Origin of the sequence: Methyloversatilis sp. (genome assembly GCF_030698125.1) — a bacterium.
In the GTDB taxonomy this organism is placed as follows: Bacteria; Pseudomonadota; Gammaproteobacteria; order Burkholderiales; family Rhodocyclaceae; genus Methyloversatilis.
Window position 1 is genome coordinate 1 of the sequence record NZ_JAUYNV010000033.1, and the last position, 15,007, is coordinate 15,007.

Annotated in this window: 11 protein-coding genes; 10 read left to right on the forward strand and 1 reads right to left on the reverse strand. The window is 64.1% G+C overall.

Features of this window, described 5'->3' with window-relative positions:
* Window positions 1-2: 2 nt before the first annotated feature.
* The 8 genes from guaA to Q8Q80_RS13165 all read left to right on the forward strand — a co-directional run bounded on the left by guaA (window position 3) and on the right by Q8Q80_RS13165 (window position 9,063).
* Entirely contained in the window at window positions 3-1,595 is a 1,593-nt protein-coding gene (gene guaA / locus Q8Q80_RS13130) for a glutamine-hydrolyzing GMP synthase (RefSeq protein WP_305633339.1), read from the forward strand.
* A gap of 525 nt (window positions 1,596-2,120) precedes the next feature.
* On the forward strand, window positions 2,121-3,218 hold the full coding sequence (locus Q8Q80_RS13135) for a hypothetical protein (RefSeq protein WP_305633340.1): 1,098 nt from the start codon (window positions 2,121-2,123) through the stop codon (window positions 3,216-3,218).
* Complete coding sequence (locus tag Q8Q80_RS13140; RefSeq protein WP_305633341.1) at window positions 3,218-4,114, forward strand: antitoxin; 897 nt, start codon at window positions 3,218-3,220, stop codon at window positions 4,112-4,114. Before Q8Q80_RS13135 ends, Q8Q80_RS13140 begins: the two co-directional genes overlap by 1 nt.
* A 185-nt stretch (window positions 4,115-4,299) precedes the next feature.
* A complete protein-coding gene (locus Q8Q80_RS13145; protein ID WP_305633342.1) occupies window positions 4,300-4,749 on the forward strand; it encodes an SIR2 family protein in 450 nt (149 codons plus the stop codon).
* A 65-nt stretch (window positions 4,750-4,814) separates the two neighbouring features.
* Window positions 4,815-5,597, forward strand: coding sequence for a 3-hydroxybutyrate dehydrogenase (locus tag Q8Q80_RS13150; RefSeq protein WP_305633343.1), 783 nt, complete (start codon window positions 4,815-4,817; stop codon window positions 5,595-5,597).
* 372 nt (window positions 5,598-5,969) lie between these two features.
* Complete coding sequence (locus tag Q8Q80_RS13155) at window positions 5,970-6,302, forward strand: helix-turn-helix transcriptional regulator (protein WP_305633344.1); 333 nt, start codon at window positions 5,970-5,972, stop codon at window positions 6,300-6,302.
* A complete protein-coding gene (locus tag Q8Q80_RS13160; RefSeq protein ID WP_305633345.1) occupies window positions 6,292-7,554 on the forward strand; it encodes a type II toxin-antitoxin system HipA family toxin in 1,263 nt (420 codons plus the stop codon). The genes Q8Q80_RS13155 and Q8Q80_RS13160 overlap by 11 nt, the downstream gene beginning before the upstream one ends.
* A gap of 342 nt (window positions 7,555-7,896) precedes the next feature.
* On the forward strand, window positions 7,897-9,063 hold the full coding sequence (locus Q8Q80_RS13165; protein WP_305633346.1) for a hypothetical protein: 1,167 nt from the start codon (window positions 7,897-7,899) through the stop codon (window positions 9,061-9,063).
* A gap of 138 nt (window positions 9,064-9,201) precedes the next feature.
* Here Q8Q80_RS13165 and Q8Q80_RS13170 read toward each other — a convergent pair whose 3' ends face one another.
* Entirely contained in the window at window positions 9,202-10,212 is a 1,011-nt protein-coding gene (locus tag Q8Q80_RS13170) for a PEP-CTERM sorting domain-containing protein (RefSeq protein ID WP_305633347.1), read from the reverse strand.
* Between the two features lie 385 nt (window positions 10,213-10,597).
* Between Q8Q80_RS13170 and Q8Q80_RS13175 the strand changes: the two genes are divergently transcribed.
* On the forward strand, window positions 10,598-11,695 hold the full coding sequence (locus Q8Q80_RS13175) for a two-component system response regulator (RefSeq protein WP_305633348.1): 1,098 nt from the start codon (window positions 10,598-10,600) through the stop codon (window positions 11,693-11,695).
* Window positions 11,679-14,975 carry a PAS domain S-box protein gene (locus Q8Q80_RS13180; RefSeq protein ID WP_305633349.1) on the forward strand — a complete coding sequence of 1,099 codons (3,297 nt, stop codon included), beginning with the start codon at window positions 11,679-11,681 and terminating at the stop codon, window positions 14,973-14,975. The genes Q8Q80_RS13175 and Q8Q80_RS13180 overlap by 17 nt, the downstream gene beginning before the upstream one ends.
* Window positions 14,976-15,007: the final 32 nt, after the last annotated feature.

The window sequence follows — 15,007 nt, forward strand, 5'->3', positions numbered from 1 at the left end:
AGATCCTCATCCTCGATTTCGGCTCCCAGGTCACCCAGCTCATCGCACGCCGTGTACGCGAAGCGCACGTGTATTGCGAAATCCACCCGGCCGACGTCAGCGACGACTTCGTGCGCGGCTTCGGCGCGCAGGGCGTCATCCAGACCGGCAGCCACATGTCGGCCTGGGAGGAAGAAACCGACCGCGCGCCGCAGGCGGTGGTCGAACTGGGTGTGCCGGTGCTGGGCATCTGCTACGGCATGCAGACCATGGCGCAGCAGCTGGGCGGGCGCGTCGAGGCGGGCACGGTGCGCGAATTCGGCTACGCCGAAGTGCGCGCGCGCGGCCACACGAAGTTGCTCGACAGCATCGAGGATTTCCGCACCGAGCAGGGCCACGGCATGCTCAAGGTGTGGATGAGCCACGGCGACAAGGTGACCGAGCTGCCGCCCGGCTTCAAGCTGATGGCGTCGACCGACAGCTGCCCGATCGCCGGCATGGCCGACGAGGCGCGCCGCTTCTATGGCGTGCAGTTCCACCCCGAAGTGACGCACACCGCGCGCGGCGCCGACATCCTGCGCAAATTCGTCCTTGACGTCTGCGGCTGCGCCGCCGACTGGATCATGGGCGACTACATCGAAGAGGCGGTTGCACGCATCCGTGAACAGGTCGGCGACGAGGAGGTCATCCTCGGTCTGTCCGGCGGCGTCGATTCATCGGTCGCCGCCGCGCTGATCCACCGCGCCATTGGCGACCAGCTCACCTGCGTGTTCGTCGATCACGGCCTGCTGCGCCTGAACGAGGGGCAAATGGTGATGGACATGTTCGTCGGCCGGCTGCATGCGAGGGTGATCCACGTCGATGCGTCCGACCAGTTCCTCGGTCACCTGAAGGGCGTCAGCGATCCGGAAGCCAAGCGCAAGATCATCGGCCGCGAATTCGTCGAGGTGTTCAAGGCCGAGGCGGCGAAACTGAAAGCGGGCGGCGACGGCCACAAGGGCGCGTCCTTCCTCGCCCAGGGCACCATCTACCCGGACGTGATCGAGTCCGGCGGCGCCAAGAGCAAGAAGGCGACGGTGATCAAGTCGCACCACAACGTCGGCGGTCTGCCGGAAAAGCTCGGCCTCAAGCTGCTCGAGCCGCTGCGCGAACTGTTCAAGGACGAAGTGCGCGAACTGGGCGTCGCCCTCGGCCTGCCGCGCGACATGGTGTATCGCCACCCCTTCCCCGGCCCGGGCCTGGGCGTGCGCATCCTCGGCGAAATCCACCGCGAGTACGCCGACCTGCTGCGCCGCGCCGACGCCATCTTCATCGAAGAACTGCGCAACACCATCGACCCGGCCAGCGGCAAGAGCTGGTACGACCTCACCAGCCAGGCTTTCGCCGTGTTCCTGCCGGTGAAGTCGGTCGGCGTCATGGGCGACGGCCGCACCTACGAGTGGGTCGTGGCCTTGCGCGCCGTGCAGACGCAGGACTTCATGACCGCCCATTGGGCCGAACTGCCGCACAGCCTGCTCGGTCGCACCAGCAACCGCATCATCAACGAGGTGCGCGGCATCAATCGGGTGGTGTATGACATATCGGGTAAGCCGCCGGCGACGATCGAGTGGGAGTGACGGGTGCTTGATTTCCTATATTAATCAATAGCTTTTCGATATCCGTCAACGTTGATGCGTGCGACGTCAATGACTTATTCATAATCACTAAGTCGTTGAGCGCTATGCGCTGTCGTACACAAGCCCGGCTCTAAAACGAGAGTTCCGGTGATAGCAGCGAATTCTGTTGAAGGTAGTTTTGACGGCGAAATTCCCCCGGTAGATTGCCGACGATTTTTTACCGACATTGCCGTGAGTGGGACTCGTCTAGCGTAGGGTAGGGCGCGCAGACCTTCACGACTCGGTAGGTAGAAGGGCACAGCAAGCCAGCCCATCCCGCCACGCCCCGTTGCCGGATTGGCAAGCGGAGCGCGCAGCACGACAGCGCGACCCGGCCATGCCGGGTGACGCTTTGGGAAGTCCAAGCGCTCCGACATGGTCTCGTAGAGCGGCAGCGCTATATTCACTGCGCAGTAAATATTGTCGAAACGCCGAATCTTCACTAAGATCGGCTTATTTACTGCACAGTAAAAAACCGCTAGACCCATGATACTCGAGTCTTCTCTGACCGAACGGCAGCTGATCACGCAGTTTCTCGATGCCCTCCGAGAGCTGCCGGAGGTGCATGCAGACCTGGATCATTTGGAGCCTATCGGTTCGACCGCCGATCGCGGGTATGACGCGCAGATCGACCTGCAGGTAGCGGGCAAGTCCTTCATCCTGCTGGTGGAGGCCAAGAAGGCCGTGTATCCGCGAGACGTTCGGCAGGTGATCTGGCAGCTCCGAGAGGCCCGCTACGGCCGGCTCAGGGGGCACGGCAAGGAATCACTGTCACTACTGGTCGCCGAGTCCATCTCCCCCGGCGCCAAGGAACTGCTCAGAGATGAGCACGTCGGGTACTACGACAGCGGCGGCAGCATGTATTTGCCTGCGCCGGGGGCCTACTTCTACATCGACAAGCCTCCGCCCAAGACCCTCGCAAAGTCGGTTCGATCCCTGTTTTCCGGGCGACGCGCGCAAGTGCTTCATGCCGTGCTGGCCCAACATCAGGACTGGTTCGGCGTAAAGGAACTGGCCAAACGGGCAATGGTGTCACCTGCCACAGCCTCCCAGGTGCTGACGGAGCTTGAGCGTTTCGACTGGCTGGTGTCGCGCGGGCAAGGGCCGAGCAAGGAACGCCATCTTCGCGAGCCCGCAGCTCTGCTGGATGCTTGGGTGAAGCAACTCGCATCGATCCGCCCCCCGAACCTTCGTCGCTATTACGTGCCGGCCACTAAAGCAGACCAGTTGCTGGATCGGGTCGGCGAAGTCTTCGACGCCCATGAAGCCGGATACGCGATCAGTCACGAAGCCGCGGCACAGCGCTATTCCCCATTCCTCTCCGGCGTTTCCCAGGTGCGCGCCCGGCTGCTGAGCGGCTCCAACGCCGATGCGGCCATCGGTGAACTGGGCGCACGTGTGGTCGACGAAGGCGCCAACCTCGCCATCATCGAAGCTAAGTCGCCCGGCGACTTGCTCTTTCGCGAACGAGTCGGCGGCATGTGGCTGGCCAGCCCGGTACAGGTCTATCTCGATCTGCTGCGCGGTGAAGGCCGCTCCAAGGAAATGGCCGAGCATCTACGCAAGGAAAGGATCGGCTTCTGATGGCCAAACCCGCAACGCTCGACGGCTACAGCGACCAGTACACGCTCGATTGCGAACGCGTCCTCGTGACGTTGCTGCGCGGACTGGGGCCGTGGAAGGACTCGGTCTACCTGGTCGGTGGCCTCACCCCGAGGTACCTGGTCGCCGCTCGACCGCCCGCGGTCCCAGCGCATGCGGGCACCCTCGATGTCGACATCGTGATCGACCTGCAGATCCTCGCTGACACTGAGGCGTATCACACGCTGGAGGACAACCTCAAGAAGATGGGCTTCGAGCGTGCCGAAAATGACGCCGGTAAGAAGCTCTCCTGGCGTTGGCAAGCCCGCACCGAACACGGTGCACTTATGGTGTTGGAGTTGCTCGCAGATGCACCTGATATCGCCGGCGGCAAGGTGCAGCCGCTGCTGACCGAAGGCACGATCTCGGCGTTGAACATCCCGCATTCGTCGATTGTCTTTGACCTCCATCAGGTCACCGAGATCCATGCCGAACTGCTGGGCGGCAACGGCGTGGCAACCGAGAAGGTCAAGCACGCCAACCTGGTCAGTTTTACGTGCTTGAAGTCGTTTGCGTTCGATCAGCGCTTCGAGCGCAAGGATGCGCATGACCTGATCTATTGCATCGAGCACGCACCCGAAGGGTTGGACGCGGCGGCCGCAGCTTTTCGTCAGGAGGTTGCAGGCAAACACAGTGCCGTGGTCGAAGCCTCGCTGGCGACCCTGCGCAGCCGCTTCGCGGGCGACGAAAAGACCGAGGGCTATCGAAAGGACGGCCCAGTATCGGTAGCCAAGTTCGAGCTGGGTGAGGGCGATGAGCCGGAGCAGCGTGAGGCGAGGGCGTTGCGGCAGCGGCAGGCGAGCGATGTGATTGAGCAACTCCTTGCTCGAATCGGATAAACGATCAAGTAGAAGAACGCATAAGAGGGGTAGCTCATGACAGTCAGCATCCACAATTCCGATCAATACATGGCCAGTCTGCGGCAGATCATTGCCCAGGGGCGGAAACGGATTGGCTTGCTGGTCGGAGCGGGGCACCAGCCGACATCTTCCCGCCCGGCAGCGACAAGCCCTTGATTCCTGCAGTGGCGGGCCTCACCGATATGGTGGTGCAGGCGCTGACACCCGCCTACGGCAAGACCTTGGATGCCGTGCGGGCTGAGTTTGATACTCCGAATATCGAAACGATCCTGTCGCGGGTGCGTAGTTTGGCCAGCGTCATCGGAAAGACGAAGGTTCATGACCTAGATGGGGAGGGGTATAAGAAGCTGAGCGAGGCGGTCTGCGAACAGATCGGTGCCATCGTCAACAAGCCGCTCCATGAGGGGCCTTCTCCGTACACAGAGTTTGTGACTTGGATCAGCGGTATAGGTCGCGAACACCCGGTTGAAATTTTCACCACCAACTACGACCTGTTGTTTGAGCAAGCGTTGGAACGCACGCGTGTCCCATTCTTTGATGGTTTCCGCGGTGCAAGTGAGCCTTTCTTCGACCCGTCTTCGGTTGCCTGTTGCCGCACACCGAAATGCACGTGACAGCGTAGTCTTGGGTGTCGTCTGACCGGCGCACGTTTCTTTCACCCCACCGGGACCCCGCCACCATGCTGAAGGACAAGACCGCACTCGTCACCGGCTCCACCTCGGGCATCGGCCTGGGCATCGCTCACGGCCTCGCCGCGCAGGGCGCCAACGTGATCCTCCATGGTTTCGGCGATCCGGCCGCCACTGCGCGGCTGACGGCGGAATTCGCCGAGCGCTACGGCGTCCGGGTCCGCTACGACGGTGCGGACATGCGCCGGCCCGAAGCGATCGAGGCCATGATGGCCGGGGCGCTGGCGGAGTTCGGCTGCGTCGACCTGCTGATCAACAATGCGGGCATCCAGCATGTGGCGCCGGTGGACGAGTTTCCGGTCGAACAGTGGGATGCCATCCTCGCGATCAACCTGACGGCCGTCTTCCACACCACGCGACTCGCCCTGCCGGCCATGAAGGGCCGGGGCTTCGGCCGCATCGTCAATATCGCCTCCGCCCATGCGCTGGTGGCCAGCCCCTACAAGTCGGCCTATGTCGCTTCCAAGCACGGCGTGGCCGGGCTCACCAAGTCGGTGGCGCTCGAAGTGGCCGAAGCGGGCATCACGGTCAACGCAGTTGCCCCGGGCTACGTGCGGACGCCACTGATCGACGCGCATATCCCGGACACCGCCAGGGCACGCGGCATCACGGTCGAGGCCGTCGTCCGCGACGTGCTGCTGGCCGCACAGCCGACCAGGAAGTTCGTGACGGTCGAGCAGGTGGCTGCGCTGACGTGCTTCCTGTGCAGCGACGATGCCGCCTCGATCACTGGCGCTGTGTTGCCGGTGGATGGCGGCTGGACGGCGCACTGAGCGCTCGGCCCGGGCGCTGATCCGCGGAAACGGGCCCTGAGCGAATCAGACTTCAGCCACGACTGAAAGAATCGCTTCAGGCAGGGGCGGCGCCTGGCGTGGGATGTAAGGGGTCAGCGATGCCGGATCGGCCTCGATTGCGTCGCATGTCGATCGTGCTCCTCTTCGGTGTTCTTCAAGGGAGGGACCTACCGGGCGACGCTCCCTTCCCAGCGAAAGGAAGCGCGAAAATCTGATCATTAAATGCCCAGAATATTGGGCGTTATCGGATTATTTGCCTGGTTTGGTGATTTTATCGCTCATGCTCGACTTGTGCTCGGTGTCGTAAAAGCCCAATATATTGGGCGTTGAGTGCATGGAGTGCCTGGTTTAATGAGCAAATTTGTCATGCCCCAACAAGCCACCGAGCAGGTTGTCCAGCTGGGTCAGCGCATCCGGGTGGCGCGGATCCGGCGCGGCTGGTCGGTCGCCGATCTCGCCAGCAAGGCGGGAATCAACCGGAACACGCTCACGGCGCTGGAACTCGGCAAGCCCGGTACGGCGGTCGGCGTGTGCTTCACGGTACTGTGGGCACTCGGCCTGGACAAGTCTCTGGACGCTGTTGCGGATCCCGACAGCGATCTCCACGGCAAGGCGCTCGAAGCGTCGCGCCGCCCTACGCGGGCGGGCAAGGCCCGCAAGGCGATCGACGACTATGACTTCTGAGCGCGAAGCCTATGTCTACATTCAGCTACCCGGCACGTTGGAAACGGTGCCGGCAGCGCTGCTCAGGGTGCAGACGCTGCCCGACGGCATGCAAATAGGGCGGTTTCGCTACGGCGACCGCTACCTTCAGCGCCAAGAGGCGGTTGCACTCGATCCGTTCCAGCTGCCTCTTGCCAGGGAAGTCTTCGAGTTCACCCAGCTCAAGGGGATTCCCGGTGCGGTTCGGGACGCCGGCCCCGACGCCTGGGGACGGCGCGTGATCGAACACAAGCTCGAGCGCAGCGCGGCTGACCTCCACGAAATCGACTATCTGCTACAGGGTCCGCAAGACGGGGCAGGGTACTTGAGCTTCGGGCTGAAAGCCGAACCGCCCGCGCCCAGGCGCCAGTACAACCGCACGCACCAGTTGGCCGAGCTGATCGCCGCTACACAGGCGATCGAAGAGGGCCGCCCGGTGGCCGCCCATCTGCTCGAACAGCTCGATCCTGGCACCAGCATGGGTGGTGCGCGGCCGAAGGCCACGATCGAGGACGCGCAAAGTCTCTGGCTCGGCAAGTTTCCCGCCAGACATGACCGCTTCAATCTGCAGCGGGTCGAATTTGCGACGCTCGACCTGGCTCGGAGATGCGGCCTGAATGTCGCACAGGCGCGGCTCGAGCCCGTTGGCGAGAGCGACGTGCTGATGCTGCAGCGGTTCGATCGCGACTACACCGACAAGGGTTACCTGCGCTTCGGTCTCGTCAGTGGCCTGACCGTGCTCGACTGCGGTGATAGCCACCTGGACCGGGAACGTTGGTCCTACCCGTTGATGGCCGATAACTTGCGCCGCTGGTCCGACAAGCCGGAAGCCGACTGTGCCGAACTCTTCAGGCGTATGGTCTTCAATGCCGCCGTGACCAACAACGATGATCATCCGCGCAACCACGCTCTGCTACGCAGGCAGAAGGGATGGCGGCTGTCTCCGGCCTACGACCTCGTGCCCGCACCCGTGGTCAGCCTGGAGAGGCGCGACCTGGCCTTGACCGTCGGCGACTACGGTCGCACGGCCAGCCTCTACAACCTCCTGTCGCAGGCGGGGCGTTTCGGCTTGTCGGCGGAAGAGGCGCGCGGGCAAATCGATAGACTCGTCGATATCGTCCGGCATTGGCGCGACAGCTTCTTCGCCTGCGGCGTGTCAGCCAGGGACATCGACTACATCGCCCCGGCCATCCTGCCTGATTGCTTCTTCTTCGACAGGCGTCCCGATGCGTGAGGCGCATACCGACTTGCACCTGTGACCAGGCCAGCGCGCCATCCTGCAACCGATCCGAAAAACATATGCAATCGTGGGCGCCGCGGGAGGCGATCTCTGCGGTCATCCGGTCGGTGCTGCGGTATTGGAGGCGGACCAAGCGGGCGTCTTCACGCTGGCAGTGACGGTAAAGTAGGATGTCCAGATCCCATAAAGCTGCATTCATGCGGGTTTCCAGCCCTCGGAAGCCATCGAGTGGGAGTGAGGGGGCGCCGGAGCATTCCGGGCTCGTGCTGTGACCTACAGACCGATCGCGGCAGCGCGTCCATACTTGTTTACGCTGCCGTCGAGGTGCCAGCATGGATGTCGGTTGACCTCAAGCGGACCGATTCACCCACGTTGCATGGATCGAAGACTCCGGTGGTTAACTTTTCTCGAAGGCAGTTTGTCTCGTCGACACCGGCTCTCCTGGGCGGTGCGTCGCTGTTGTCGGCTTGCACGCGGGAGCCTGACCCCCAGGGCTACGAGGCGGTCGCGGCGCAAACTTGGCGCGTCGGCGCCGTGGCCGGCACCGAAGGCGCCGCGCTCAGCGAGGAACTCGTTCGCTGCGCGACGCTTGCACCATCGAGTCACAACACGCAATGCTGGAAGTTCGCCCTCGAAGAGGGGGCGATCACGATCCTTCCCGACCTGTCGCGTCGGTGCCCCGCCGTCGATCCAGACGACCACCATGTTTTTGTTTCGCTTGGCTGCGCTGCAGAGAACCTGATCCAGGCCGCATCCGCCCATGGATTCGAGGCCGTCGCCAGCTTCGACGTCATGCGCGACGCCGTCCGGTTGACGCTGGCACCCAAACCCGCCCAGGCCTCGCCCCTGTTCGATGCGATTCATGCGCGGCAGTGCACGCGTGGCGACTATGACGGCAAGCCGCTGTCCAGGGAGGAGTTGGTCCTGCTCGAACGTGCCGGCACTTCGAGCGGTGTGCAGATGCTGCTGTGGGCGGATCGCCCGTCCATGGAACGCGTGCTCGACTATGTCGTTCAGGCCAATACCGCCCAGATGGTGGACCCGGCGTTCGTCAAGGAACTCAAGTCCTGGATCCGGTTCAATGGCCCCGACGCGGTTCGTACCCGGGATGGCCTGTACAGCGCGTCGACAGGAAACCCGTCCATACCCGCGTGGCTGGGTGAGCTTGCCTTCGACTGGTTCTACACACCCAAGAGCGAAAATGACAAGTACGTGCGCCAGATCCGCAGTTCTGCCGGCATCGCCGTGTTCGTCGGCCAGGCCGACGACAAGGCGCACTGGGTGGAGGTGGGTCGTTGCTACGAGCGGTTCGCGCTGCAGGCAACGGCGCTTGGCATCCGCAACGCTTTCCTGAACCAGCCCGTTGAAGTTCGATCGATCCGGCCGCAGTTCGCCGCCGCGATCGGACTGAACGGCCAGCGTCCCGACCTGGTGGTGCGTTTCGGTCGCGGACCGGCGTTGCCATCGTCCCTGCGCCGGCCGGTCAAGGCCGTGCTGGTTTAAGCGTCACTCTCGCTGTCATTCTCGAACGTGCCGGGGATTCCCGGACGCCGGACTGTCGCCATGATGCTGGCGGGCCTCGGGTTGATCGGTTTCGCGGCGCGCCGCTGCAAGGCCGTCTGACCCGGAAGGCGGCCCGCCTCAGCGGAGGCGGTCGGCGTGCTGTCCGCTCGTACGTTGTGACCGTGTGCGCCACGCGCCCGTACCCCACAGCGTCATCAGTCCCGCCAGCAGCATCGCCCAGGTGCCCGGCTCCGGGATCGGCGCCGTGACGGCGGCGTTGGTCAGCAGGCCGGCATCGCCGGACAAGGCATACCCCTGCGGCAGCAGGATGCTCAGTGTGCCGGTATTGAAGCCATCGACCGCGCCCCATGACTGGCTGTAATCGAGGCCTCCGCTGACCGGAATCAGCGGCTCGGGCGACACCTGGGTGAACAGATTGGCGATCAGCTGGAAGTTCTGGCCCGGAAGGAGGCTCATCGTGAGCCGCAGCTCGCCTGCCACGTTGTCCATTTCCTGGCTGCCGATCGTGTAGCTCGCGCCGTCGAAATCCTCGACCACCTGCACGAAGCCGGGCTCGAAGTAGCGCTTGACGGCGCTGCCGGACGCGTTGAGCGCCTCGGCATCGAGCAGGTCGGTGCGGAAATCCATGGCCGCGGCGTATTCGACATTGGTGAATGCCACCGTGGACGAGGGCAGGGCGACGGTCAGCGAAGCGCCCAACAGGTGGAACACATTGCCGCTGTAGGTGTGAAAGGCGCCGTCGAAGTTGAACACGAAGGTCACATCGACTGCACCACCGTCCAACTCGCCGACCACGGCCGCCGTGGCCTGTACCTGGCCGAAGGCATTGCCGATCAGGGCGTCCGGTATGCCCGACACGCCGCGCGAATCGACTTCACTGAATACGCGGATGACACCGTCGCCGTCATTGGCCTGGGACTTCGACACGATGGTGACGCCGCCCGCAGACACGAATGGCGTGCCATCCAGATTGAGCGACTGCAGACCGGTGCCGAGCACCGTCTGGACCGTGCCGGGCGCCGTGTCAGGGCCGCGCTGCACCAGCGTTGCGGCGCCGGCCGAAAGCGGGAGGACTGCCAGCGCGATCAGCAGGCCGGTCGTGTGCAAGGATGGACGTAGGGATGCCACTGGAAAGCTCCTTTTATGTGATCGATGCGTGAGGCGAACCCTGGCTTGTGCGCTCCGGCCGGGTGTCTGCGGGTGATGGCCGCCCTGCAGCAAAATGTGCGCCATGGGCGAGGGCCCGCCTTGGTTTTCAATGCTTTGCACGCAAGGAAATTTGTAATGCGGTCAGGCAGGCCGTCAGTTGTAAAGCACTCCGACACCCTTGCCGCAATCGAACCTGCCCGCGCGGGGACTTCCACGCGAGCCCGGTCGGCAGCCGTTTTCAGTAAAAATCGAAAACTGCCTGCTGCCCGGCGGTTTTCGGGTTGCGTACCGGCGCAGTCGCGGTGCAAGCTAACCAACCAGTCAAATCACTACGTGTCACATGAGCGAAACAGGTGCACCCGACATGACGAGCATCCTGATCGTCGACGACATGCCGGAAAACCTTGAAGTGCTGGATGGCCTTCTGCGTGCGGCGGGGTATCGCGTGAAGGCGGCAAACAACGGACGCTCGGCGCTGCGGCTTGCGCAGGACGCGGATGCGCCGTCACTGATCCTGCTCGACGTCATGATGCCCGGCATGGATGGCTATGCCGTGCTCGATGCGCTGCGGGCCGACCCGGCAACGCGCGACATTCCGGTCATTTTCGTCACGGCACTTGCCGGCGCAGGCGACGAAGAGGCCGGGTTGGCGCGCGGGGCGGTCGACTACATCGCCAAGCCGCTCAAGCCGCTGGTCGTGCTGGCGCGTGTGCGCACCCAGCTCCAGGCGAAGCTGGCGCGCGACGTGCTGCGTGACCAGAACACCTGGCTGGAGCAGGAGGTGGCGCGACGCATGACGGAAAACGACCGCATCCAGGCGGTCAGCATCCGCGCGTTGGCCGAACTGGCCGAAACACGCGACCAGGAGACCGGTGCGCACATCCTGCGCACGCAGATCTACGTGCGCGTGCTGGCCGAACAGCTCGCCACGCATCCGCGCTTCGCCCCCACGCTGACGCCGGTCTACATCAATCTGCTGGTGCGTTCGGCGCCGCTGCACGACATCGGCAAGGTCGGCATTCCGGACCACATCCTGCACAAGCGCGGCAAGCTTGATCCGGACGAATGGACGGTGATGAAAACCCACGCCCTGCTCGGCGCACAGGCAATCGAGCGGGCCGAATCCGAAAGCACCTCGTCAGGTGGCGACGAACGGGTCGGCTTCCTGTCGCTGGCCAAGGAAATCGCGCACTGGCATCACGAACACTGGGACGGCAGCGGCTACCCGGACGCGCTGGCCGGCGAGGGGATCCCGGTGTCAGCCCGCCTGATGGCGCTGGCCGACGTGTTCGATGCCCTGAGCACCTGTCGCGTGTACAAGGCGTCCTTCCCGGCCGACCAGGTGAAGCGCGAAATCATCGCCGGTCGCGGCGTCCACTTCGACCCGGACGTGGTGGATGCCTTCATCATTCGTTACGACGACTTCATGGACATCGCGCACCGCCATGCCGACAGCCACTGAGCAGCAGGTGCGGCAGGATCTCGCGCTGGCGCGCCAGCGCGGCCGTCGCGGTGTGCTCAACGTCGTGCTCGGCTATCTGATCGTATCGGGGCTGTGGATACTGCTGTCCGACCAGGCGCTCGAAATGGTCACGCCGGAAGGCGCAGCGCGTACCCGTCTGAGCATCTTGAAGGGATGGTTATTCGTCACCGTCACGGCGGTGGCGCTTTATCTGTTGATGCGCCGCCAGGTCAGCCGGACGATGGACGTTCTCGAACGTGAAATGCGTCTGCAGGCCGAGCGCAGGCAGGCTACGGCGCTGCTCGATTCCTTCGTCAGCAGTTCGTCCGATCCGATGTTCGCCAAGGACACCGACGGATGCTATCTGCTGTTCAATCCGGAATCCTGTCGCCTGATGAATACGACCGAAGCCGCTGTGCTCGGTCGCGACGACCGCTCGGTGCATCCGCCGGCCGAAGCGCAACAGGTGATGGACAACGACCGCCGCGTGATGCAGCAGAACCAGGTCATCCGCTTCGAAGAAAGGCTGGTCACCGCCGATGGCGAACGTGTCTTCCTCAGTACCAAAGGTCCGATGCACGATCCATCGGGCCGCGTGATCGGGCTGTATGGCGTGGCACGCGACATCACCGATCGCTTCCGCGCCGAAGCCGCACTGCGCGAGAGCGAGGCGCGTTTCCGCTCGCTGTTCGAACATTCACCGGTGGCCTATCAGTCGCTCGATGAGCGGGGTCGCTTCATCGACGTGAACCCGATGCTGTGCGAACTGATCGGCTACGCCCGTGACGAGCTGATCGGCCGACTCTTCAGTGACGTGTGGATGCCGGAGGCACGGCACAGATTTCCGTCACGCTTTGCCGATTTTCTGCAGAAGGGGCAGATACAGCGCGAAGTCCGGCTGCAGCATCGCGATGGTCAGGAAGTCGTCGTGTGGACGATGGGTCGCATCCAGCGGGATGTGGCGGGGCGCTTCGTCTGCACGCACAGCATCCTGGCTGACATCACGGAACGCACGGCGGTTGCCAGCGCGCTCAAGGAACGTGAAGAGCTGCTGCGCGAAATGGGCGAAATGGCGCATATCGGCGCCTGGTCGCTGGACGTAGCCAGCGGGCGCGTCAGCTCGACCGACGAGGTCATGCGCATCCACGATATCGCCCCCGGCGACGACGCCACGCTGGCGAGCGGGCTTGAGCGTTTCGACGGGGATCATCGCCGCCGCCTCGAATCGGCCATCCGGGCGGCGATCGACACGGCGCAGCCCTACGATCTTGAGCTTGAAATGACCAGCGCCGCCGGTCGCCGCAAGTGGGTACGGGCAGTCGGTTCCCCGGTCAGCGACGGCAGCCGGGTGGTTCGCCTGCGCGGCACGCTGCAGGACGTGACCGACCGCAAGCAGGCCGAACAGTCGATCCACATGCTGTCGCAGGCGGTGGAGCAGAACCCCGCCGGTATCGTCATCACAGATTCGGCCGGACGGATCACCTATGTGAATGACGCCTACCTGAAACTGTCGGGGTTGGGGCGCGGCACGTTGATCGGGTGCGACCTGCGCACGTTGTACCTGCCGTCCTACCAGAACGACGCTCACCAGACCCGCGCCATGTGGGTGGCGCTCGACGAGGGGCGCGCCTGGCAGGGAGAATTCACGGTGCGCCGCGCCGACGGACGGGAAGCGCTCGAATACCTGGGCATGACGCCGATCCGTCAGCCGGACGGGCACATCAGTCACTACGTTGCGGTCACCCAGGACATTTCCGAACGCAAGCGCATGGAGGAAGAGCTGCAGCGCCACCGCAACCGGCTGGAAGAACTGGTGCTCAGCCGCACGTCGGAACTGGCGCTCGCGAAAGAGGTCGCCGAAGCGGCCAACCGCTCGAAGAGCCTGTTTTTCGCGAACATGAGCCACGAAATCCGCACGCCGATGAATGCCATCGTCGGCCTCGCCCATCTGCTGTCGCGCACCGCGCTCGATGCCGTGCAGCGCGAGCGGCTGACCAAGATCGAAGATGCGGCGAGCCATCTGCGCCACATCATCGACGACGTGCTCGACCTGTCGAAGATAGACGCCGACAAGCTCAAGCTCGAAGCGGTGGAATTCCGCATCGATTCGCTGCTCGACCAGATCAGGTCCATGTTGCTCGAACGCGCGCTCGAACGCGGTCTGTACCTGCACGTCAGCAGTGATGGCGTGCCGCCGCTGTTGGTCGGCGACGTCATCCGCCTGCGTCAGGCCCTGCTCAACTACCTCAGCAATGCAGTGAAATTCACCGAGCACGGCGGCATCACGTTGACTGCGCAGCCGGTGGACGAGGGCGCCGAACAGGTCGACGGCACGGTGATGATCCGGTTCGAGGTCAGCGACACCGGTGTCGGCGTTGCACCGGCCGAGCTCGGACGGCTGTTCCGCACTTTCGAGCAGGCCGACGCATCCACTACCCGCCGCTACGGCGGCACCGGCCTCGGTCTTGCGATCACGCGCCAGCTGGCCCGATTGATGGGCGGCGACGCCGGAGCGGCCAGCGAACCGGGCCAGGGCAGCACCTTCTGGTTCACCGCCCGGCTGGCGCTGCATGGCGGCCAGGCGGCAATGCCGGTCGCCGGCGAGGATCCGGACGACGCGGCGGCCCGCTTGCGTACCCGTTATGCCGACGCGCGCATCCTGCTGGTCGAAGACAACCCCATCAATCGCGAGGTGGCGCTCGCCCTGCTGGAGGAAGCCGGGCTCGCCGCGGATATCGCCGAAGATGGCGTTCAGGCTGTGGAGCTAGGGCGCGAGGTGCGCTACGACCTGGTGCTGATGGACATGCAGATGCCGCGCATGGACGGCGTCGAGGCGACCCGCCGCCTGCGCCGGTTGCCCGGGTGGAGCGCTGTGCCCATTCTCGCCATGACCGCCAATGCCTTCGATGAAGACCGGCGCACCTGTGCCGATGCCGGCATGGACGACTTCATTTCCAAGCCGGTCGAACCGGCTTATTTCTACAGCATGTTGCTGCGCTGGCTGGATACGCGCGGGGCGCGCAGTGCGCCAGCCGCAACGGTCGAATCGGTCGAATCGGTCGCTGACCCCGATCCGCAGGCACTGCAGCGCCTGCTCGAAAGTCTGCTGCCCTTGCTCGAAGCCGGCGACACCCATGCCCGCGTGCTGGTGCGGGAGTCGTCGTCGGTGATCGATGCACTGGGCGAGCCCGGACGGCGCCTGCAGCGCGAGCTGTCTGCGTTCGACTATGACGCAGCACTGCTGACCGCGAAGAAGTTGAGCGAGCGCAATTCGCACTGAGTGGCAAGTGTCGGGAAACACGGCACACTGTG

Excerpts from the sequence above, each read along its gene's own strand:
- Q8Q80_RS13135 (WP_305633340.1), top strand. The coding sequence starts at position 2,121 with ATGATACTCGAGTCTTCTCTGACCGAACGGCAGCTGATCACGCAGTTT.
- Q8Q80_RS13140 (WP_305633341.1), top strand. The coding sequence starts at position 3,218 with ATGGCCAAACCCGCAACGCTCGACGGCTACAGCGACCAGTACACGCTC.
- Q8Q80_RS13150 (WP_305633343.1), top strand. The coding sequence starts at position 4,815 with ATGCTGAAGGACAAGACCGCACTCGTCACCGGCTCCACCTCGGGCATC.
- Q8Q80_RS13155 (WP_305633344.1), top strand. The coding sequence starts at position 5,970 with ATGAGCAAATTTGTCATGCCCCAACAAGCCACCGAGCAGGTTGTCCAG.
- Q8Q80_RS13160 (WP_305633345.1), top strand. The coding sequence starts at position 6,292 with ATGACTTCTGAGCGCGAAGCCTATGTCTACATTCAGCTACCCGGCACG.
- Q8Q80_RS13165 (WP_305633346.1), top strand. The coding sequence starts at position 7,897 with ATGTCGGTTGACCTCAAGCGGACCGATTCACCCACGTTGCATGGATCG.
- Q8Q80_RS13175 (WP_305633348.1), top strand. The coding sequence starts at position 10,598 with ATGACGAGCATCCTGATCGTCGACGACATGCCGGAAAACCTTGAAGTG.
- Q8Q80_RS13180 (WP_305633349.1), top strand. The coding sequence starts at position 11,679 with ATGCCGACAGCCACTGAGCAGCAGGTGCGGCAGGATCTCGCGCTGGCG.